The organism is Paenibacillus sp. OK060 (assembly GCF_900101205.1).
Lineage (GTDB): Bacteria > Bacillota > Bacilli > Paenibacillales > Paenibacillaceae > Paenibacillus > Paenibacillus marchantiae.
On the sequence record NZ_FNFR01000001.1, the window covers coordinates 1,273,316 to 1,294,104 of the forward strand.

17 protein-coding genes are annotated in these 20,789 nt (G+C 43.9%); 11 read left to right on the forward strand and 6 right to left on the reverse strand.

Annotated features, from left to right (window positions below):
* Positions 1–159: 159 nt before the first annotated feature.
* A complete protein-coding gene (locus BLS14_RS05535) occupies positions 160–1,152 on the forward strand; it encodes an aldo/keto reductase (protein WP_090949941.1) in 993 nt (330 codons plus the stop codon).
* Between the two features lie 66 nt (positions 1,153–1,218).
* On the opposite strand, the gene BLS14_RS05540 is transcribed toward BLS14_RS05535, so the two are convergent.
* On the reverse strand, positions 1,219–2,124 hold the full coding sequence (locus BLS14_RS05540; protein ID WP_090949943.1) for an AraC family transcriptional regulator: 906 nt from the start codon (positions 2,122–2,124) through the stop codon (positions 1,219–1,221).
* Positions 2,125–2,285: 161 nt separating this feature from the next.
* Here BLS14_RS05540 and BLS14_RS05545 point away from each other — a divergent pair, with 161 nt between their 5' ends.
* The 4 genes from BLS14_RS05545 to BLS14_RS05560 all read left to right on the forward strand — a co-directional run bounded on the left by BLS14_RS05545 (position 2,286) and on the right by BLS14_RS05560 (position 5,818).
* On the forward strand, positions 2,286–3,197 hold the full coding sequence (locus tag BLS14_RS05545) for a DMT family transporter (RefSeq protein WP_090949945.1): 912 nt from the start codon (positions 2,286–2,288) through the stop codon (positions 3,195–3,197).
* Between the two features lie 57 nt (positions 3,198–3,254).
* Complete coding sequence (gene csaA, locus BLS14_RS05550) at positions 3,255–3,587, forward strand: chaperone CsaA (RefSeq protein WP_063564985.1); 333 nt, start codon at positions 3,255–3,257, stop codon at positions 3,585–3,587.
* A 192-nt stretch (positions 3,588–3,779) separates the two neighbouring features.
* Positions 3,780–4,970, forward strand: coding sequence for a glycoside hydrolase family 5 protein (locus BLS14_RS05555; RefSeq protein ID WP_090949947.1), 1,191 nt, complete (start codon positions 3,780–3,782; stop codon positions 4,968–4,970).
* A complete protein-coding gene (locus BLS14_RS05560) occupies positions 4,967–5,818 on the forward strand; it encodes a metallophosphoesterase (protein ID WP_090949949.1) in 852 nt (283 codons plus the stop codon). The genes BLS14_RS05555 and BLS14_RS05560 overlap by 4 nt, the downstream gene beginning before the upstream one ends.
* Positions 5,819–5,883: 65 nt before the next feature.
* Here BLS14_RS05560 and BLS14_RS05565 read toward each other — a convergent pair whose 3' ends face one another.
* Both BLS14_RS05565 and BLS14_RS05570 read right to left on the reverse strand, forming a co-directional pair.
* Positions 5,884–6,525: a DUF2306 domain-containing protein gene (locus BLS14_RS05565; RefSeq protein WP_063564982.1), complete on the reverse strand. Its 642-nt coding sequence runs from the start codon at positions 6,523–6,525 to the stop codon at positions 5,884–5,886.
* A 49-nt stretch (positions 6,526–6,574) separates the two neighbouring features.
* A complete protein-coding gene (locus BLS14_RS05570; protein WP_090949951.1) occupies positions 6,575–7,609 on the reverse strand; it encodes a DJ-1/PfpI family protein in 1,035 nt (344 codons plus the stop codon).
* Between the two features lie 177 nt (positions 7,610–7,786).
* Between BLS14_RS05570 and BLS14_RS05575 the strand changes: the two genes are divergently transcribed.
* From BLS14_RS05575 to BLS14_RS05585, 3 genes are all read left to right on the forward strand, one after another.
* Positions 7,787–8,473, forward strand: coding sequence for a response regulator transcription factor (locus BLS14_RS05575; RefSeq protein ID WP_090949953.1), 687 nt, complete (start codon positions 7,787–7,789; stop codon positions 8,471–8,473).
* Between the two features lies 1 nt (position 8,474).
* A complete protein-coding gene (locus BLS14_RS05580; protein WP_090949956.1) occupies positions 8,475–9,806 on the forward strand; it encodes a sensor histidine kinase in 1,332 nt (443 codons plus the stop codon).
* Positions 9,807–10,009: 203 nt separating this feature from the next.
* On the forward strand, positions 10,010–11,011 hold the full coding sequence (locus BLS14_RS05585) for an NADP-dependent oxidoreductase (RefSeq protein ID WP_090949958.1): 1,002 nt from the start codon (positions 10,010–10,012) through the stop codon (positions 11,009–11,011).
* A gap of 73 nt (positions 11,012–11,084) precedes the next feature.
* Here BLS14_RS05585 and BLS14_RS05590 read toward each other — a convergent pair whose 3' ends face one another.
* Entirely contained in the window at positions 11,085–11,930 is an 846-nt protein-coding gene (locus tag BLS14_RS05590) for an AraC family transcriptional regulator (protein ID WP_090949959.1), read from the reverse strand.
* A gap of 331 nt (positions 11,931–12,261) precedes the next feature.
* On the opposite strand from BLS14_RS05590, the gene helD reads away from it, so the two are divergent.
* From helD to BLS14_RS05605, 3 genes are all read left to right on the forward strand, one after another.
* On the forward strand, positions 12,262–14,691 hold the full coding sequence (helD, locus tag BLS14_RS05595; protein WP_090949961.1) for an RNA polymerase recycling motor HelD: 2,430 nt from the start codon (positions 12,262–12,264) through the stop codon (positions 14,689–14,691).
* Positions 14,692–14,952: 261 nt separating this feature from the next.
* Complete coding sequence (locus tag BLS14_RS05600; protein WP_090949963.1) at positions 14,953–17,802, forward strand: glycoside hydrolase family 2 TIM barrel-domain containing protein; 2,850 nt, start codon at positions 14,953–14,955, stop codon at positions 17,800–17,802.
* Positions 17,803–17,926: 124 nt separating this feature from the next.
* A complete protein-coding gene (locus BLS14_RS05605; protein WP_090806358.1) occupies positions 17,927–19,273 on the forward strand; it encodes an amino acid permease in 1,347 nt (448 codons plus the stop codon).
* A gap of 20 nt (positions 19,274–19,293) precedes the next feature.
* Here the strand turns inward: BLS14_RS05605 and BLS14_RS05610 are convergent, their stop codons facing one another.
* Together BLS14_RS05610 and BLS14_RS05615 are read right to left on the reverse strand one after the other, a co-directional pair.
* On the reverse strand, positions 19,294–20,055 hold the full coding sequence (locus tag BLS14_RS05610; RefSeq protein WP_090949966.1) for a YqcI/YcgG family protein: 762 nt from the start codon (positions 20,053–20,055) through the stop codon (positions 19,294–19,296).
* Positions 20,056–20,138: 83 nt separating this feature from the next.
* Positions 20,139–20,765 carry a LysE family transporter gene (locus BLS14_RS05615; RefSeq protein WP_063564972.1) on the reverse strand — a complete coding sequence of 209 codons (627 nt, stop codon included), beginning with the start codon at positions 20,763–20,765 and terminating at the stop codon, positions 20,139–20,141.
* Positions 20,766–20,789 lie beyond the last annotated feature (24 nt).

Sequence of the window (20,789 nt, forward strand, 5' to 3'; positions counted from 1 at the left end):
ATAAAATATCGTGAAACGCTTTTTCCTTATTCGAGACAAATGAGCTAAATAAACAAATCTAATGAGCTTAGCAGCAAAGAAATGCATCTGTTTCCTTGTTATTCTTGACACATGCGTTACAACGTTGTCTCAACCTAAATGTCTGAGGAGGATTAACCAATGGAATATGTGAAATTAGGAAATACAGGCATGGAAGTATCTCGACTTTGTCTTGGCTGCATGGGATTTGGTGAACCAGGGCATGGATTTCATCAATGGGTGCTGGATGAAGAGAATAGTCGTCCCGTCATTCAGAAAGCGTTGGAGCTAGGCATTAATTTCTTTGATACAGCAAATGTATATGCAGGCGGAACAAGTGAGGAAATCCTCGGTCGGGCTCTCAAGGACTACGCTAATCGAGATGAAATTGTCCTTGCAACAAAAGTCTTTTCCCGCATGCATGATGGTCCGAATGGCGCCGGACTTTCTCGAAAGGCAATTATGAGTGAGATCGACAAGAGCCTCAAGAGGCTGGGAACGGACTATGTGGATTTGTATCAAATTCACCGCTGGGACAACCATACCCCTATTGAAGAGACCATGGAAGCATTACATGATGTGGTGAAGGCAGGGAAGGCAAGATATATTGGTGCTTCTGCCATGTCAGCATGGCAATTCCAAAAGGCTTTGTATGTCGCCGAGAGAAATGGATGGACTCGCTTTGTATCGATGCAGAACCACTATAACCTGATATACCGTGAAGAGGAAAGGGAAATGATGCCTCTTTGTCAGGAAGAGAAAATCGGAGTAATTCCTTACAGCCCACTTGCTTCTGGTCGGTTGACCAGGGATTGGCAGGAAACAACACAACGTTCCGAGACGGATCAGGTTCAAAAGGCCAAATACGATGCGACAGCCGGCACCGATCAATTGGTGGTAGAGCGGGTTGCAGAAATCGCCGAAAAACGCGGCGTTCCCCGTGTACAAATCGCTCTTGCCTGGTTGCTGCACAAGAATCCGGTTACGGCTCCGATAATTGGCGCTACGAAGACATCCCATCTCGAAAATGCAGCTGAAGCTCTGTCGATTGCATTAACATCAGAAGAAATGGCGCGCTTGGAAGAGCCGTATGTACCTCATCCGGTATATGGACTTAATGTTGGATTTAAGTAATGTAAGAAGAAGAACCAATCCGGAAAGCGGATTGGTTTTTTTGAGCAGAACAACAGAGAAAACAGACTAATTCTTTCTTTGTTGTTTGATCTCATTACTCGAATTCCGAAAACCCTTAGGTGTCTGGTTTTGATGTTTTTTGAAAGACTGAATGAAGTTATTTACATGATTAAAACCAACTCTATGAGCTATTTCGGTTACTGTATAATCGGTTGAAATTAATAACTCCATGCTCTTTTTGATCCGGTACTTAATTAAGTAATCATACGGTGTCATATGAATGGTCTTCTTAAAACTCCGTGTGCACTCCGAGATGCTCAGATGTGCTGTTTCAGCAATTTCTTGCAGTGTGATATTCGTTGAATATTGTTGATGGATAAAGCTGAGCATGAGTTGAAGGCGCTCTTGCTGAAGTTTTACATATTTGGGCGCCTCATCGGAGGAAAGCGTAATATTATGAATCAATATTAGCCACAATTGTACGGTTTTAATGGAAACCTCATATTCCCATCCCCACTTTTTTTTCATATCAAATCTCTTTTTCATATCCCATAACATATCTAGCACAATCTGTTGCCATTCTACATCGCCCTTGATTACCAGCGACACCAGGGCAGAGTCCGTATAAGGTAATACATAATTTTTCTCCATGGCACTATCCGCGTAGAAGGCTAATAGCTTTTCAGGGAAATTAAAGCTCACATATTGTCCGTTGTGGGTCAGATGCGTCGTAACATGCAGAACTCCCTTATTAATTAGGATAGCTTGACCAGCCAATAGCTCATGATCCATACCGTTTACCTGTATAACTAACCTTCCTTGAGTAACCAATGTAATCTGTAGTTCTTCATGCCAATGCAGGTCATTAAATCCCCTACCTTCAGGAATAATTTTCTCGGAATTAGCCGTGTACATAATATATGGAAATGAAGCATCAGGAAAAAGAATCGTCTCGTGAAGCTGCTTTGACATTTAAATGTGTCCTTTCGAATGATGATATTTATATATAATATAGCGATATTATTACACAATTAAAAGATTAACGATGATATTATTATATCCAATCTTTGTTTTATCACTATAATCCTGTGCACAGAATTTGGATAGAACATGTTGAAGGAGCAAGTTTAGAAATGAATAAATCGTTGTATCCGCCTCATCCGTACCTGTTGCTTTTTATCAGCATTCTGTCCATCTCAATCTCTTCCATATTGATAAAGTCCTCAGAGACGCCAACCTCTGTAGCTGGGATGTACAGATTGTTCATAACTGTAATACTAATGCTTCCTTTTGTACCTTGGAAAAGTCTTCGAAACCTTAAGATGAACAAAAAAGATTGGAGTGTTGTGTTGTTAGCCGGACTCTTTCTCGGGTTACATTTCTTATTTTGGATGGAGTCATTGGTGCATACCTCTGTTGCAAGTTCCATGGTCATTTTATCGTTGCAGCCCTTATTTGTAATGGTCGGGTCATACTTCATCTTCAAGGAACGAGCAAACATGGTTACCATTCTATGCATGGTCACTGCTCTTGCAGGATCAGTCATTATCGCATGGGGCGACATCGGGGTGTCAAGAGAGGCACTGATCGGAGATGGATTATCTTTATTAGGTACAATCGCGGTTTCGGCATATATGCTTGCTGGACAAAAAGTAAGTCATAAAATCAATGCAAATGTGTACAGCGTTATTGTTTTCTTCCTTGCGGGAAGTGTCTTGCTTATCTACAGTCTATTCAATCATATCTCCCTGACCGGATATAACACTTCAGATTGGATGTATTTCTTGTTGCTTGCCATAATTCCAACCATCTTTGGACAATTACTAATTAATCTATTATTGAAATCTTTAGGCGCAACGACTTTATCTGTGGGTATTATTGGAGAGCCTGTTCTTGCCATCATACTCGCCTTTGTATTTCTGGGAGAAACCATCTCTCTGTTTCAGTTTATAGGCGGGATGATGACCGTACTCGGCATGGGGGTTTATTTTTGGGCAAAATCATTGCCTTATACCATTTCTAACGTTTCTGAGTATCGAACTTGACATGAATTTACAGGAATTATTCTAACCATTAGACAAGTAGAAGAGGAGAATATATATATGGCTACCATTGATGATTTTTTGAAACTGGATATTCGCGTCGGAACCGTTACAAAAGCTGAGTTTTTTGCAGAAGCGAAAGTGCCTGCGATCAAACTTGAGATTGATTTTGGACAAGACATTGGAATAAAAAATTCTAGTGCACAAATTACTAAAAGATATGCCGCCGAGGAACTGATCGGGAAACAAATCATAGGAGTAGTCAACTTTCCACCGCGCCGGATAGCTGGGTTTAAATCAGAAGTATTGGTTCTGGGAGGAATACCCGAAAAAGGGGATGTCGTTCTGTTAAAACCAGATATCAAACTGCCCGATGGAACTCCGATTGGATAATAGCTCGTTTTGTCATATTGGCGTAACAGACAACGGGTAAGATGGCTATCGAGGTGATTGACTTTGAAGAAAATATCAACCAAATCGAGTTGGCCTATCGGAAAAAATGTTTTACTCTCAGCGGCCATTTTGATTGCACTAGCTGGATGCAGTTCTAATTCAGCTTCTCCAAAGCCATTGGAGATTTCAGGGATGAACAGCAGTCAGGAGGAGAAGGAGGCCGTTCCTTCGGAGAAAATGAGCTATTGGAATGAACAGCGAAAAGGGACTAATTTTATGAACTCCACATCCCTCCCTGACAATTATGAAGCAGCCAAGGAACAGGGCATAGAGTTTGTACGGCTTGCGCCCGATAAGTGGAGTAAGGATCGAGATTTTTTGTTTAACGACAAGCCAGATGCCAATATCAACGCAGATTTTTTGATAGGCAGCTCGGATAAGTACGAAGGTATCGTGGAAGAAGATTTTGCCCGACTCAAAGCGGATCTGGACGCCGCGGAAGCTAAAGGGATGAAAGTGATTATTACGGTGCTTAGCTTACCAGGAGATCGTTGGCGGCAGTTCAACGGGGCCAAAAATGATGATCGGATCTGGAATGATACTGAATATCACAAGCAGGCCGCTCAGTTTTGGAAGGATCTTGCACAACGATTGAAGAATCATCCTGCCGTCATCGGCTATAACCTGATTAATGAGCCTCATCCGGAAACGGGTACGGGTTTTCATGACTTCTGGACGCAGGATTATTCAGAGTGGTATGCCAAAGTGGAACATACCGCAGCTGATCTGAATTCACTCTATGACACGATAACCAAAGAGATCAGGACGGTAGACCAGACAACTCCCATCATTTTGGATTCGGGGCTCTACGCAACGCCTTGGGCCTTTACGTATCTGAAACCGATTGATGATCCTAACGTGCTGTATGCTTTTCATATGTATGAGCCTTATGAGATGACAAGCCAGAACAAGAAAAAAGGATTTACGTATTCTTATCCGGGGAGCGTAAAGGTTGGAGATGATGAGACGGAAAAAGAGTTTAACCGTCAGACTCTGAAACAATTTGTCGAGCCTGTCGCCAAGTGGGCTTCTGATCATAACATACCTGCGAACCGGATTATAGCTTCGGAATTCGGAACGAACCGAATGGTTCAAGGTGCAGATCGATACATGGCGGATCTGATATCTATCTTTAATGAATACGGATGGCATTGGGCTTTCTATGCATTTCGTGAAGATACATGGGATGGGATGGACTATGAATTAGGCAGTGAGAAGCCCAACTGGAAGTATTGGGATGCCATTGAAAAAGGAGAGCAGCCAGTACGTGGTACGGCAGACAATCCGATTTGGAATGAGATCAAGGAAAGCCTGACGAAGTGAAATGGAGAAAGATCACCATTGCATTGTTGCTTGTTCTATTAGGAATCGGCTGTTATGCAAGGGAGATTGAACCCAAAGCTCTGGCAGTAACTCGCCTGGATATCGTCAATGAATTTGTGCCAATATCAATGAATGGAATTCAAATCGTGCAATTCTCTGACACCCACTTGGGTCCTGATTATTCGGTGGATCAGCTTCAATCTTTAGTTGATCGTATGAATCGTCTGAAGCCAGATATCGTGGTGTTCACTGGAGATTTAATGGATCATTACACACGCTTTGGCTCGGAAAATAGAAAGAAAGCACAGCGAATGTTAGCGAAAATAAACGCCCCTCTCGGAAAATATGCGGTTTACGGAAATCACGACAGGGGAGGCGGCGGCAGCCAAAAGTATAAGCAATATATGGAGGACGCGGGATTTACCGTACTGGTCAATGAGGTGCATACGATCCGTACCGCAACAGGGGATAAAATAAACATAGCGGGACTCGATGATTTTTTGCTTGGAAAGCCGCAAGTTAAGCGTACGCTGCAATCGCTCCGTAAAGAGGATTTCAACCTGCTACTCGTTCATGAACCTGATGTTGCGGATCAATTGAGCGCATATCCGATTGACCTGCAGCTGTCCGGCCATAGCCATGGAGGGCAAGTCAGAATTCCTTTGATCAAACCGCTTATCACAACTGCATTAGCTCACAAATATGTCGCAGGACTATACTCCTTGCAAGGCCAAAGCAAGCCGCTAAAGCTATATGTCAACCGAGGAATTGGAACCACCAGAATGCCTCTGCGCTTCTTCGCAAAACCGGAGTTAACCGTGATCCGTTTGACTGCCGCAGTAAGCTGATGTTAACTAAGTAAAGCTCCACTCAGGGCAGATGCAACCTAGAATGCAGAACAGCCTCCGAAAAATTATTCGGGGGCTGTTCTTGATTTGAAGTTCATTCTGATGATGAATTCTGGAATAACTAGCAGCAAAGCAATAGAGCCATAAATACTTACAGTGTAGCTTGTAACATAAGCCAACCCGAATCCCAGATGAAAAAGGGAAGTGATGAGGTGAATCAACATGTTCGTGAAGCAAAAGGCATAACTTCGAATCATCCAGTTCCGGTGTTGAACCATTCGTTTCTGTTTAATTTGAATGAGAGCGGTAATCGTAATGAATAGCCAGATGATATTAAGCGCATTGAAACCGATACTGCTTATTTTCCCTCCAGTAGCGTAAGGGGCCATATAACCGGAAGTCAGTACAACAAGCGCTACGGACACAATGTAAACATAACCATTTATACGGTGGAACCTGCGGCTCTTTTCAAAAATCCGATTAGAGAAGTTGAGTAATCCAGACGCCATGGCCAAACATGCAAACGCAACATGAACGTACATGACATTCAGCCAGATCGGAAGATGAAGCTCACGCTTCGAACCGGTCTTATGGCTTAAAAAGCTTGAAGCTTCAGGGTCTATCCAATAGTTCTTCACTAGAGCATACACAATAAAGAAAATACTGACGCAGGCCAGCCATCCGTATAACGTTCCTCGTTTCTTCATATCAAACTACAACCCCCGAAACTCTTTTTTGTGCACATAGCTAACCAGGCTAGTTTATTCGTTTTCCTGTTAATTTGGAAGCAGGAAGAAGGCCAGCCTTAGCGATTCCATTCATTTGATCTCCATCCACGGCAACTTCGAATTTCAGATTCAAACGCATAGGTTTGGTAATTGACAGGCTCCAGGTTAACTTGTTGTCGCAGAGTACAGGGTTCAAAAATGGGATTGTTTCGTTACCTTGTGTTGCTGTGCCCTGGATCACATCGGAAATTGTCTTTATGTAGAGTTTGACCTCCAGTTTACCGACAGGTGTAGCGATTGTTGTGTCCCAATTCCCATCAAAGACGATTGTCTGAGTTTTCTCATTAAGCAATATGCCAGAGGTCACTACCGTTTGATTCATTACAATGTTCGGTTCGTTGTTCGTCAACGACTTGTGAGTGCTGGGTGCAATGCCTTTTGCTCTCCAAACGGTTCCTCTTCGCTCATACTCAAACAGCTGCTCTATCTCGTGTGCGATACGTGGCCCCAGTTCACGTTCGACCAGATACAACGCAACATCAAGCCCCGAGGTCACACCGCCGCCAGTAACCAGATTACCATCATCCACTACGCGTGCCGGGACAGGAATTGCCCCAGTCGCACCAAGTAAATCCATACCCAAACGATGTGTTACAGCAGATCTTCCTTCCAGGAGTCCTCCCATAGCTAACAAGAGGGAACCACCGCAGACTGTAGCGACTAAGATGTCTTTGTGGTCGAGAGCTGTCTTGATCATTGTAGTCAATTCCGTATTCATGGCTTTACCAAGAATGGCAGGAATCGAGTCTGGACCATCTCCTTCAACATTACCGGCTGCCCCAGGCACAAGGATGATACCCCCACGTTCCGGGTCAAGAGTGTTGTTCGCTTCAATTGTCAAACCATTCATACCACTAGTCACTGGTCTTGGACCTTCAGCCGTGACCATCTCTACTCTTACGGCGTTGTTGGTATGCATAGAAGCGGCGCAAAATACTTCGTAAGGTGCAACGGCATCCAATAAGTCGAAGCCATCAAATAACACGATCTGAACAGTTAACATTTCATCCATCCCCTTATCTTTAAGTCGTCCGTACTCACAGTTAGAATCGTAACAAACGAATATCTCAAAGGAAGTCCTAAAAAGGTCACAAAACGATAAACAAATCATCACAGAATTTAGTCTCGACTTGGTAAAGGAAGAAAAAATGATAAACTAGATGGCAGAGGTGGGATAAGCATGAGTATGTATCATACGATACTTGTTGTAGATGATGATCAGAGCATCGTCGAGCTATTAAGGGACTTTCTAGAGAACGACCAATTTCACGTAAAGACTGCTTGCGATACGGAACAAGCTTGGGCCATACTGCAACAGCATTCCATAGATTGCATTGTACTGGACATTATGATGCCGGGACAAAACGGGTTTGAGCTATGCCGTCGAATTCGAGGGGACAGCAATGTTCCAATCCTTTTCTTGAGTGCTCGCAGTGATGATGTGGACAAGATCCGTGGCCTTACGCTCGGAGGAGATGATTATATCGTTAAAACGGCTTCGCCTGGGGAAATTGTTGCCAGAGTGAAAGCCGTTTTGCGTCGCACTACTTCCAGGCAACCCATGAAAGGGAAGATCTTGGATTATGGACGCATCCAGTTAAATCTGACTGCAAGAGAAGTCCTGGTCGAAGGGGGAAAAGTCGAGCTTACACCTAAAGAATATGAGTTGTTGCGATTATTTGCGGAGCACCCGAGGCAGGTTTTCTCCTACGAACAACTGCTTGCAAAGTTTTGGGAAGGTGTAGGCGACAGGCATACCATTCGGGTTCATCTTAGCCGGCTTCGCGAAAAAATTGAATCCGATCCAAACCACCCACAATTCCTCATCAACGTGTGGGGAGTAGGATACCGTTTTGAGGGAGTGTAACATGAGAAAACTCCGTATTCGTACATTTACTATGCTTTGTTTATTCTTCTTGCTTACATTGCCTTGGATCTTTTTTGTCACGGCTCACTTTATGGACACTCAGTCGTTTAGCATCTCTACAAGCCAACAGCAAAATGAAACGCTGCAAAGACATCTCAGTGAGATGATCCACATGATTGAAGTTGGTACGGATAAATGGACGGATACCGGTTGGCAAAACGAACTTCATACTGAGTTGAGCAAAGCAAAGATGGATGTGGAGATTGAATCTGCGTCCAATTCGGAAATATATCGTTCCAGCCCGAAGCGTCACAGTCGATTCTCGTCGACCGAACAGTTCTCTGTCATAAAGGATGGGGAATTGCTGGGGAGGGTTGTTCTTTATCTGCCTAAATCCAACGGAGTTCCAATGATTGCTGCATTTTTCGGACTGCTGCTTTCTTTCTTTGTGGTTGGAGTTGAAATGAGAAGATTCCTTCTTAAACCTCTTGAGAAAATGAGCAAGGCGGCCAGACAAATTGCAGCAGGACATTGGGAAGTCCAATTACCTAAATCCAGAATCACGGAAATTGCCGAAGTCCGTGATGGATTCGAAGTTATGGTGAAGGGGCTTGAACAATCCCACCGTAAACAAGTGGAGCTTGAGGAAGAACGCAGATTTGTCACCGCAGCCGTTGCACATGATTTACGCACACCGTTGTTTGCCTTGCGGGGGTATTTGGATGGATTGGAACAAGGAATAGCTCAGTCACCGGAGAAGGTCACCCGATATATTGCCGTATGCAAAGAGAAATCCGCTCAATTGGATCGATTGGTTGAGGACCTCTTCACTTTTACAAAAATGGAGTACTTGGAAAGTGAACTTAACACAAGAACGCTAGATTTAACACAGATCCTCCGAAGGTCGATAGAGAGTGTGAGTCCACAAGCTGAGCAGAAACATATTTCTATCTTAAACCAATTAACTGACGGTTGTTGTATTAACGGAGATTCGTATGTATTGGAGCGTGCGATGAACAATATATTGGAGAATGCCGTTAGATATACGCCATCAGGTGGCGCAATAACAGTCCAATGCTTTAAAGACGGCAATAAAATCAGGTTTATTATCCGTGATACCGGACTTGGCTTCTCTTTCGAAGAATTAGAGCGCGTTTTTGAACCTCTGTATCGTGGGGAAACGTCTCGAAGTCGTGCAACTGGAGGCAGTGGATTAGGATTAACGATCTCACAACGAATGATGAAGCAACATGGAGGCGAACTTATGGTAAGTAACCACCCTGACGGTGGAGCAGTTCTGACAGGATGTATACCGCTAACTGACCCGAATTAAAAAGATTGGTGCGGTCCTTGTTTCCTAAGATTATGGTATATTATTTAACGCGTATTATGATGGATTTTGACTTCAGACTGGAAGAGAGGTAAGCCTTATCCCAGCTTCCAGTCTGGATATCACGATATTATGCTTGATTTGTTAACGTGTTAGATATAATATGTTCATATGTTTAAACTCTTAAACGTAATGGAGTGATTTAAATGCAATCCATGGTAATTGAGAAATACGGGAAGAATGTTCCCTTGATACAGAAAGAAATACCTATTCCTCAAATCGGAAATCATGATGTATTGGTGGAAATCCATGCAGCAAGCTTAAATCCGATTGATTTTAAAATAAAGGAGGGGAAGGTAAAGCTCCTGCTGAATTACAAGATGCCATTGATCCTTGGAAATGATTTTTCCGGTGTTGTGGTCAAGGTGGGTAAACAGGTAAACGCTTATAAACCTGGAGATGAGGTATATGGAAGACCTCGTAAAGACAGAATTGGAACTTTGGCTGAATACATTGCTGTCCATGAAGAAGACATCGCTCTGAAGCCCCAAAACTTAAACTTTGAAGAAGCAGCATCCATACCACTGGTCGGTCTTACGACATATCAAGCCTTTTACGAAATTTTGAACCTTCAGAAAGGCCAAAAAATTTTGATTCACGCAGGATCAGGAGGGGTTGGCACGTTCGCCATCCAGTTGGCCAAATTAATGGGAGCTTATGTTGCCACTACTGCCAGTGATAGAGGTTACGAATTGGTCCAATCCCTTGGTGCCGATCGTATTATCAATTATCGTAAAGAAAATTTTGAAGAAATGCTGTCGGGATATGACGCGGTGTATGACACGATAGGAGGCGAGGTGCTGGAAAAATCCTTCCAAGTACTTAAGCCGAATGGGAAAATAGTATCTATTTCCGGTTTGCCGAACGCGAGATTCGGGCGAGAAGCCAACTTAGGCTGGTTAAAGACCACACTGCTATCGATTGTGAGCCATAAGATAACAACTCTTGAGAAGAAAAACCAAGCAAAATATCATTTTCTGTTTATGAAACCAAGCGGGTTGCAATTAGAGCGAATAAAGGGTTACTTGGAGGAAGGTCTCATTAAACCAGTGATTGATAAGGTTTATGATTTCAAGGATATCGGGCAAGCATTTCAGTATCTTGAAGGTGGAAGTGCTAAAGGAAAGGTCATCGTTAAAATGAAGTAAAGTGTTCAATGGAGATGAATACCGTTCTTGTCCGAATGGAGGGCAAGAACGGATACTATAATTCACATTCTCTTTATTTTATCGGTATCCAGATTTGTGGCGGCTGGTGAGGTCCTGGATATACTTCAAGTTCAGGTATACCCGCATGCTTGTAAGGGTTGGAAGGGAACCATTCAGAAATAATCTGCTTCCATAAACGCTGCATACTCTCCGGCATTGGACCTTCGACTTCAAAGACACTCCATTTGGAAGCTGGAATTGTAAAGGATGATAATCCTTCAGGTACTTCACCATCATACGACGTAGCAATCCAGTATTCCATCTGCTTCTCCTGAATCTCGTTCTGATCCACACAGACACCTAATAATCCTTGAATTACACCATTATTCAATTCAAATAAACGATCTTCTGTACCACTCGTATACGCATCCTGCCACATCTTGGCTATGCCTCGTAAGTTTTCCCCATCAATATAAGAGAAAGCCTGCTTTATCCCTACTAATGTAAACGCAGCTTGTTCAACAATTCTGTGATTCATCGGTTCTGCTCCTTTTAGACTTAAATGAATAACCAAACGATTATATGATTTGATAGAAGTACTGTTCTTACGCGCTTCACTGGGGGCAATTCCGTGCTGCCTCCGAAAAGCTTTGGAGAAAGATTCAGGAGTGTCATAGCCATACTTGAGCGCCAGATCAATGATTTTGTGATCACTCTGTATAAGTTCATTTGCTGCCAATGTTAATCGTCTTCGTCTGATATATTCGGCTACGGTAACATCAGTTAATAAGGCAAACGTACGTTGAAAATGAAAGGGAGAAATATGAGCTTGTGCTGCAATTTGCTCCATTGTCATATTTTCGAGTAAATGTTCTTCCATATATGCAATAGCTAGCTGTAATGATTCGATCCAGTTCATACGGTTAACCACTCCTTGATTCTTATAATAGATGAAGACTGATTCAAGAACCTGTCATTATGTGCTTTCATTTGTCCGGTTAGGGAAAGAGGGAGAGGGAAACCCAATACACACGAAAAAAGATGACCCCCTGATAAATTCAAAGGCCATCTTTTGGCAAACGAAAAAAAGAATTGAACGAAAAATAACGCTATGATATAATCGTTAGCGCCATTGACAAACAAAATTAAAGTATGTACTTATTTTTATCCCTACTTTAATTTTACATCTGGAATTTTGATTTGTCAATGCTCTTTTTCATCCAAAAATAGGAAAAGGAGTGGTTAGAGAGATGCAAACAAAAGATTGGCAGCTGGAACAGGAACGGCTGGAGTCTGTAAGGAACAAACTGCAGGCCAAAATCGCAGAATTGGAGCCAAAGGTTGCCGGAATGCATGACCAGGCTACGGAAATTCGCAAGCGCTTTTGGGAAGAAGTTACGATCAACACTAGCACCCACGAAGATTTCGAAGAGACCTTCTACACCATTAACCAGCAGTCCGCGGTATTGGCCGAGCGGGAACGTGGTCACATGCGGTTGACGCAGCAATGGAATAACATGAAACATTTGCTCCCGTCCCCTTATTTTGGCCGCATCGACTTTCAGGAGAAAGGTCTGGCCCACACCGATCAGATCTATATCGGCGTATCTTCTTTTGTCGACCAAGATGGATTGAGCTTTCTGATCTATGATTGGCGTACACCGATCGCGAGCATGTACTACGATTCTTCCCCCGGCGTAGCGTCCTATGTGACGCCGATCGGAAGAATCGATGGCACAATAGAGCTCAAACGGCAATTTCAGATCCATAACGGAGAAATCCGCAACATGTTTGATGCAAACGAAACGATTGGAGACCAATTGTTGCAGCAAGTGCTCGGCAAAGGTGCGGATTCACAAATGAAAAGCATCGTGGCAACCATTCAGAAGGAACAAAACGCCATTATCCGTAACGACACAAGCCGAATGCTTATCGTACAAGGAGCAGCCGGTAGCGGTAAAACTTCCGCAGCCTTGCAGCGGGTGGCGTACTTATTGTACAAACACCGCCAGACGATCAGTGCTGATCAGATCGTCCTGTTCTCACCGAATCCGATGTTTGGCAGTTATATTTCCACTGTCCTTCCGGAGCTCGGTGAAGATAATATGCAGCAGACCACTTTTCAACAATTTCTCGACTATTGGCTCGGCTCTTCGTTGCGTCCGGAGGACATCTTTGATCAGATTGAATATGTACTGACCGCGCATGAAGCTCCAGGCTATGAGGCGCGGCTTCAGGGGATCGAATATAAAGCTTCAGATGCTTTTTTGCAGGCCTTGCAGAACTATGGAAACTGGTTGGGGCAGGAAGGTATGCGATTCAACAGCATTCGGTTTCGGAACCGGGATTTGATTACTGCGGAGCAAATGAGAGACAAATTTTACGGTTATGATCGTTCCCTGCCCTTGCTAAATCGTGTTGTACTCTTACAGGAATGGCTGCTGAAAGAGCTGGCTTCCCTGGAACGCAAGGAACGTGAAGAATCGTGGGTACAGGAAGAATTGAATTATCTCGACAACGATCAGTATGCGGATATCTTCGAAGTACTGCATAAAGATAAGGAAGTATTCGATATCGCGGAACAGTACGCCCAAATTCGCGAGAAGATAAGCAAGAAGCGTCGAGAAGATGAAGGTGACTTTGACTTTGCCCAGAAGGAAGAGGAACTGCTCGGCCGCAAGATCGTGAAAGAACGTTTTAGCCCACTAAGAAAAGGTATCAAGAAATTCTCGTTTGTTGATATCAAAGGCATATATGGCGAATTGTTTGTTGACGAAGACATTTATCGGGAGAAAACGAATGCTACGGTTATCCCCTCGCTATGGCCTGAGATATGCAGTCAAACCAAGGAAAGCCTGCTCCAAAACGCGTTGTTCCATGAGGATGCGACTCCCTATTTGTATGTAAAAGAAATGATTGAAGGTGTCCGGACAAACACGGAAATTAAGTATGTCTTCGTTGATGAAGGTCAGGATTATTCAACATTTCAATATGAATATCTCAAAAAGCTGTTTCCTCGAGCCCGCATGACCGTGCTCGGCGATTTCGGGCAAGCGATCTTCACGCAGGCTACCAATTTGGCCGCAGCTGATTCACCACTAGTCCGTCTCTACGGTGAAGCCGAAACAAGTCTTTTCTCCCTAGTACGCAGTTATCGCTCTACGAAGGAGATCGTTGAATTCACAAGAGCGATGCTTCCAGACGGAGATGAAATTGTACCCTTTGAAAGAAAAGGCCTAAAGCCCCTGCTGACGAGAAGCAACGACAGAGAGCAGCTGGATGCACAAATGGTCGCAGATATCGCGTCACTAAGAGCTGAGGGCTTTGATTCCATCGCTATTATTACGAAGACCGCTGCCGAAAGCCACAAGGCCTATGAATCGTTACAGATTCAAGGAGGCGAAGCTTTACAGCTCGTTACAAAGGAAACGTTCAACTTCGAAAAAGGTGTAATGGTCATTCCTGTGTACCTTGCCAAAGGTGTTGAGTTCGATGCAGTCTTGGTCTATGATGCTTCGTCTGGAGCTTATAGCCGCGACAATGAACGCAAACTTCTTTATACGGCTTGTACGCGCGCTATGCATCGCCTTCATCTGTACATGGCGGGCGATTGGTCGCCTTTCATACAGGCCTTGCCAGCGGATTTGTATGAGGAATCAGAGGCCTATACAACCAAGTAAACATGCCGGGACTGTCAGATCTAACAGCGTATGAGAATTGACTACTCAAATAAGTAGCACTAGTCGCCTTTTAGGCGACTTTTTTTGAATTTCTAAGTCATTATAGAGACGAACTTGTCAGCGATAACCTTTGGATTATTTCCATATTGTTATACTCAGCATAAATTTTATTATATGGGTGGACTAAGATTACAGTTATATAATAGAAATACGTAAACAGAAGAATAGATTGTATACATAAAGTATAGAGGAGCTAAGATCATGTTAACCAAAATGAACTTGCAGGGAAGCTGGGAGCTTCAACTGGATGAACATAAACAAGGCGCTCAAGGCCCATTTGACGATACCATAACGCTGCCGAACACGACTTCTCATGCACGCAAAGGAAGAAAGAATGATGTGGCTCACATCGGGTCTTTGACTGATGAATATGCATATGAAGGATGGGTGTGGCTGAGAAGGGAGATTGATATACCTTCAACGCTTGCTGGCAAGAAATGCAGTTTGTATCTGGAACGCACGCGCATAACCAAGTTATGGGTCGATGGTGAAGAAGTTGGAGCGCAGGATAGTCTTAACACCCCCCATGTGTTTATCTTGCCGGAAGGGCTATCGGAGGGGATACACACCCTCACCATCCGGGTCGATAATACCGACTATCCGACGAAAGGCGGGCATCTTACATCTGTCGATACTCAGACCAACTGGAACGGAATTACGGGGAAGCTGGAGATTCAATTTTACCACGAGGTGCATATGGGTGAGGTACAGATCTATCCCAATGCTAAAGAGCGAACATTCAGAATCACAAGTACATTGTCCAAATCGATATCAGGTACTGTATTGTCCGTTACTGCGCAAACCTTCAAGCCCCTTTTAAAAGAGAATCATGGATATGTGGCATCAGACAGAAATCATGTGGTGAATGAGCAAACCTATCCATGTAGCCAGGACGAAGTTCATGTGCTCTACAACATGGGAGACGACGCATTGCTCTGGAGTGATTCTGACCCACATCTGTATGTGCTGACCCTTACTCTGATGGGTGAACATGGCGATGTGCTGGATACAACTGAAATCATAACAGGACTGCGAGATTTTGAAGCTAATGGAGATGCTTTTACCATCAACGGTCGAAAGACCTTTCCTCGTGGAAAACATGATGGTCTAATCTTCCCACTTACAGGTTACGCGCCAACCGATGTGGATGAATGGCTGCAAATCCTGAGTATTTCCAAATCATATGGTATAAATCATTATCGTTTCCATACCTGTTGTCCACCTGAAGCAGCGTTCACCGCTGCAGATATGCTTGGTATCTATATGGAGCCTGAGTTGCCATTCTGGGGAACAATCACGGATGAACTTGACCCACAGCATAATCAGGCTGAACAGGACTATCTTATTCGTGAAGGCTTTGCCATGCTCAAGGCGTTTGGGAATCATCCTTCTTTTGTAATGATGTCACTCGGTAATGAACTTTGGGGCAGTAAAGAAAGACTGAATGCCATTATCAAAGCGTATAGAGCATTTGATCCACGCCCTCTGTACACCCAGGGTTCAAACAATTTTCAGTTCACTCCGCTGATTCTAGAGGAAGAAGATTTTTACTGTGGCGTACGTTTTTCCAAAGATAGACTTTTCCGCGGCTCTTATGCCATGTGTGATGCCCCGTTGGGTCATGTTCAAACCGACGTGCCTGGTACTCTGAAGGACTACGACGACATGATTTTGCCCGTTGGAACAGTTTCAGAGAATGAGAGAATTCAAGCAGAAGAATCTGAAATTCAAATTCAATATGGCACGGAGGCCAAGATCGTGAAAGCCGCTTCTGTTGAACAACAGCTCATTCCACATCTACCCGTCATCTCCCATGAGATTGGACAATATGCCATGTATCCCAATTATGAAGAGATCGAGAAGTATACCGGATCGCTGAAGGCAAAAAACTTCGAGGTGTTTCGGGAACGATTGCAATCCAAAGGAATGGGACATCTGGCTGAACCCTTTTTCAAAAGCTCTGGCAAACTTGCAGTAGCCTGCTATAAGGAAGAGCTTGAGGCGGCATTTCGATCCAATCATCTGGCAGGATTTCAATTGCTCGATCTTCAGGACTTTAGTGGACAGGGGACCGCACTGGTAGGTATTTTGGATGCCTTCATGGATCCGAAAGGGCTGGTTACTCCTGAGGAGTGGAGGACGTATTGCTCCGATGCAGTCCTTCTGGCCCGATTCGAGAAATTTAACTACAATTCGGGTGAAGATTTCAATGCCCATATTCAATTAAGGTACTACCGGGCAGATTCATTGAGTGGTCAGACTGTGGAGTGGGAAATGCGTGATTCGGATCAGCGGATTGCACAAGGAAAAGACGAGATTTCTTTTGTCTCTGGAGAAACTTGGTTTGAAATAAGTCAAATAAAGTTCAAGCTGCCTGATGTGAAAAAGATGACGCCAATCACTCTATCCCTGCATATTCCAGGTACCGATATTCGGAAACAATATGACCAATGGGTATACCCTGATCATGATGTGACAGCTATTGAACAAGACTATATTTATAAGGAATTGTCCGATGAAGTCATTGCCTTACTTGAAAAAGGTGAGAGCGTGCTGCTGCTCCCAACACTCGAAGATAACGACAGTTCAGTCGAAGGCACATATTGTACCGATTTCTGGTGTTATCCGATGTTCCGATCCATTTCGGAAAGCATGAACAAGCAAGTTCCCGTCGGCACACTAGGCCTTCTAATCAATAACTCACACCCGGCATTGAAGCACTTTCCAAGTGAGAACCATTCCACTTATCCTTGGTGGCATATCGTTATGAATTCACGGTCTATTATTTTGGATAAAGTCGCAGAGAATGTTCAACCTTTCGTTCAAACCATCGATAATTTTGAACGTAATCATAAGCTGGGGCTGCTGTTTGAATGCCAAGTTGGAAAAGGCAAGCTGCTGGTTGGAGCACTACATTATGAAAAATTGATTAAACAGACAGAAGGGCGCCAGTTACTTTACAGCCTTGCACAATATGTAAAAAGTGAGGACTTCCAACCGGAAGCGAAGATAGAACTGGATGAGCTTCAACAGTTGTTAGGAAAGAAATAGATATAGTTAACGTAAACATTATTATGTAAACTTATTTAAGTCAGTTTTATTTCTTTTTACCTTAATGACATAAAACCTCCATCATATGTAAACCGTAATGGGGTACGCATGAAGGAGGATACATATGAAAAGTCATGTGCATCAAAAAGAAGAAGAGAAACTGAGCTGGATTAGTCTTTCCTTATTTGGAGCGGGGTGTACGCTGGGAACCGGATTTTTCCTCGGAACAAGTCTGGCTATTCATTGGTCCGGTTTATCCGTGCTTGTACTTTTGGTGCTGGCTGCTGCGGGGACCTATTTTGTATTTGGAGCATTAGCTCAGATGACGGCAGAAGATCCGAAAGAAGGGGCTTTTCGAACATATGCCGGTGAAGCGTTCGGCCCATGGGCCGGTTTCGGAAGCGGATGGATGTATTGGTCTTCCGAAATGCTGATCATGGGCAGTTCATTAACTGCTCTCGGATTATTCTCTCAATTTTGGTTTCCCAAGTTTCCTTTGTGGGTGTTTGTGGCAGTATACGCATGTATTGGATTGTTCATCGCCGCATTGGGAGCCAAAGGGTTAACTCAAACAGAAAATGTACTCGCAGTAATCAAGTTAGCTGCAACGGTTGCTTTTATCGCGATTGCAGCAGCGGCTTGTCTGGGCTGGTTAGATGTGAAGATTACGCCGCAGAAAATAACGAATGAATGGTTCCCTCACAAAATAAAAGGCGTGTGGACCGGGTTTATTTATGCCTTTTTTGCCTTTGCCGGGATTGAGGTCATGGGTTTAATGGCAGCCAAGCTGAAAGAACCTAAGGATGCAGTGAAATCAGGCAGAGTGATGTTATTAACCGTCAGTACGCTGTATGTTGTGGCAATTGCCTTAATCCTTCTTCTGGTTCCTGCTGCTAAATTAACACCAGACGAGAGTCCTCTCGTCAAAGCGATGTCATCGATTGGATTTACGGTCGTGGTTCATATTCTCAATGGAATTTTGATAATCGCCGGGTTCTCCACGATGGTCGCTTCAATCTATGCGATTACGTCCATGTTGGTTAAACTGGGTGAAGACGGAGATGCACCGAAGATGTTTACGAAGACTTGGGGAAAAAAGAACATGCCCCTATATGCATTAGGATGCACTGCGGCTGGATTAATCATTTCTACTCTCCTGGCATTATGGATGCCTAAGAGCCTATTCGAATATGTAACAACCGCAGGTAGCTTGGTATTAATGTATACCTGGCTTCTGATTTGCATCACGTATATCAAGAAAATGAAGCCAACAAGTTGGAATCGCATCAAAGTATGGATCGCCATGGTCCTTATACTTGCAGCAGTAGCTGGCACGGCTATGGAAAAAGCCAGCAGAAGAGGTCTGCTGGCAAGTATAGGTCTTGTTGTATTGATCGCCTTGATTACTTACATTGTAAACAAAGTACGAAAACCGCAACCTTCGCCATCTACTGAACCATCAAAGCCCTGAATGGGTGACTCTGGTATCAGCTATTTCGTCAATTTGCTAATGGCTTGCTTCATGCGCAAAAAAGGACATTTGGAAGGGGTCTGCTCGTCATCGGGCAGGAAATATTGTTTCCATTCCAGATTATCCTGCTCCCCATACCACATGAGCGAAGGATGAGCCGGAACGGCATCATAAGCTGCCAAACGCTTACGAATCAAGGTTTTCATTTTCCGGCCAAGAGGTGTGTTGTCATTAATCGATTCAAACACCCACCGTGGTTGAAAAGCAAACATAAGATAAGGGAAGTGCCTACTGGCTCTAAGTTCGTGCGCGGGAGTGGCACAGAAACAAAAGTAAGGCTCCCCGCCAAAGCAAAATTCCCATGTGGCTTCATGCGGATCAGTCGAAATATGTTCAGGCCAGGAGGCAGTATCCAGTGAACTTACCCGGTTAAGCATCTCCCAGAACAAGGACTGATACTGCTCAACTGTTGTGTTGTTTCTCAAATCATCCGGTGTCTCGCAAATGACAACCAAAGAAGCATAATGTCCCGTATCCCGGGATACGGGTCCATATTGACTAAGTAATTCCGCCATGTCTTCAGCAGAAGCTTGGGTTCGCGGATCCCTGGTGAATCCGTATCTCAAATGTCCGGAGAGAAAACCCATCCGTCCGGGTACACAAGGATACGTATTATCCTCATCTGCAATCATATTGGAAAATTTTGAATAAGCGTCCTGCTGCCATTCGGGCAGACCTTTGAATGATGCATTTATTTCATCGGCACTGTACAGCTCTGCCATGGATTCCCCAACTCCATTCCACATGATACCGTTAACGTATTAATGCGGATGGCGTTGGGTGACTGTCCAGTGTAGTTTTTATGTCAGAAAAAGATAGATCGTACAGCTTCAAAACCGAAGTACAGGCCAAATCCGATCAGACAGATCCCTGAGATAATGGAGATCCAGCGCAAAACGGTTTCGTTGCTGCGTTTATGAAATCGACTAGCCATGCCAGCCATGATGACATCCCAGACAAGGATTCCTATGAAAATACCAGAACTGTATAGTAGCAGATGAGCGGTGTCGGTATGCTTCACGGTTGTAGCAAGGATAGAGCCGTAAATGCCGAGCCAGAATAAAATATTCAGGGGATTGGACAGGGCCATGAGAAAGCCAGAGACAAAAGATTTCCCAACCCTCGCTTCTGCTGTAGAAGAGGTTTGGATACCGTCTTTTAACTTGGAAAGTGTTTCCACACCGGTATACACGAGAATAAAACTGCCAAAAGACCAAAGAAACGAGCGCATGAAAGGCGTGTCCAGAAAATGGGCAACTCCAAAGTAGATCAGAAGCATGTACACCAAATCGGCAAACATGGCTCCCAGTCCCAGAATCCAGGCATGCATAAATCCGTGGCGGGCTCCGCGATCCAACTGAGCGGCATTAATCGGACCAATTGGAGCGGATAGTGAGATTCCCAGAATAATATAACTAAACAGTACAGACATATACGCGTTCACTCCTTAACGGGT

What these genes read in the sequence shown, in the direction of transcription:
- BLS14_RS05535 (WP_090949941.1), top strand. Translation starts at nt 160, where the DNA reads ATGGAATATGTGAAATTAGGAAATACAGGCATGGAAGTATCTCGACTT.
- BLS14_RS05540 (WP_090949943.1), bottom strand. Translation starts at nt 2,124, where the DNA reads ATGTCAAAGCAGCTTCACGAGACGATTCTTTTTCCTGATGCTTCATTT.
- BLS14_RS05545 (WP_090949945.1), top strand. Translation starts at nt 2,286, where the DNA reads ATGAATAAATCGTTGTATCCGCCTCATCCGTACCTGTTGCTTTTTATC.
- csaA (WP_063564985.1), top strand. Translation starts at nt 3,255, where the DNA reads ATGGCTACCATTGATGATTTTTTGAAACTGGATATTCGCGTCGGAACC.
- BLS14_RS05555 (WP_090949947.1), top strand. Translation starts at nt 3,780, where the DNA reads ATGAACAGCAGTCAGGAGGAGAAGGAGGCCGTTCCTTCGGAGAAAATG.
- BLS14_RS05565 (WP_063564982.1), bottom strand. Translation starts at nt 6,525, where the DNA reads ATGAAGAAACGAGGAACGTTATACGGATGGCTGGCCTGCGTCAGTATT.
- BLS14_RS05570 (WP_090949951.1), bottom strand. Translation starts at nt 7,609, where the DNA reads ATGTTAACTGTTCAGATCGTGTTATTTGATGGCTTCGACTTATTGGAT.
- BLS14_RS05575 (WP_090949953.1), top strand. Translation starts at nt 7,787, where the DNA reads ATGAGTATGTATCATACGATACTTGTTGTAGATGATGATCAGAGCATC.
- BLS14_RS05580 (WP_090949956.1), top strand. Translation starts at nt 8,475, where the DNA reads ATGAGAAAACTCCGTATTCGTACATTTACTATGCTTTGTTTATTCTTC.
- BLS14_RS05585 (WP_090949958.1), top strand. Translation starts at nt 10,010, where the DNA reads ATGCAATCCATGGTAATTGAGAAATACGGGAAGAATGTTCCCTTGATA.
- BLS14_RS05590 (WP_090949959.1), bottom strand. Translation starts at nt 11,930, where the DNA reads ATGAACTGGATCGAATCATTACAGCTAGCTATTGCATATATGGAAGAA.
- helD (WP_090949961.1), top strand. Translation starts at nt 12,262, where the DNA reads ATGCAAACAAAAGATTGGCAGCTGGAACAGGAACGGCTGGAGTCTGTA.
- BLS14_RS05600 (WP_090949963.1), top strand. Translation starts at nt 14,953, where the DNA reads ATGTTAACCAAAATGAACTTGCAGGGAAGCTGGGAGCTTCAACTGGAT.
- BLS14_RS05605 (WP_090806358.1), top strand. Translation starts at nt 17,927, where the DNA reads ATGAAAAGTCATGTGCATCAAAAAGAAGAAGAGAAACTGAGCTGGATT.
- BLS14_RS05610 (WP_090949966.1), bottom strand. Translation starts at nt 20,055, where the DNA reads ATGGCAGAGCTGTACAGTGCCGATGAAATAAATGCATCATTCAAAGGT.
- BLS14_RS05615 (WP_063564972.1), bottom strand. Translation starts at nt 20,765, where the DNA reads ATGTCTGTACTGTTTAGTTATATTATTCTGGGAATCTCACTATCCGCT.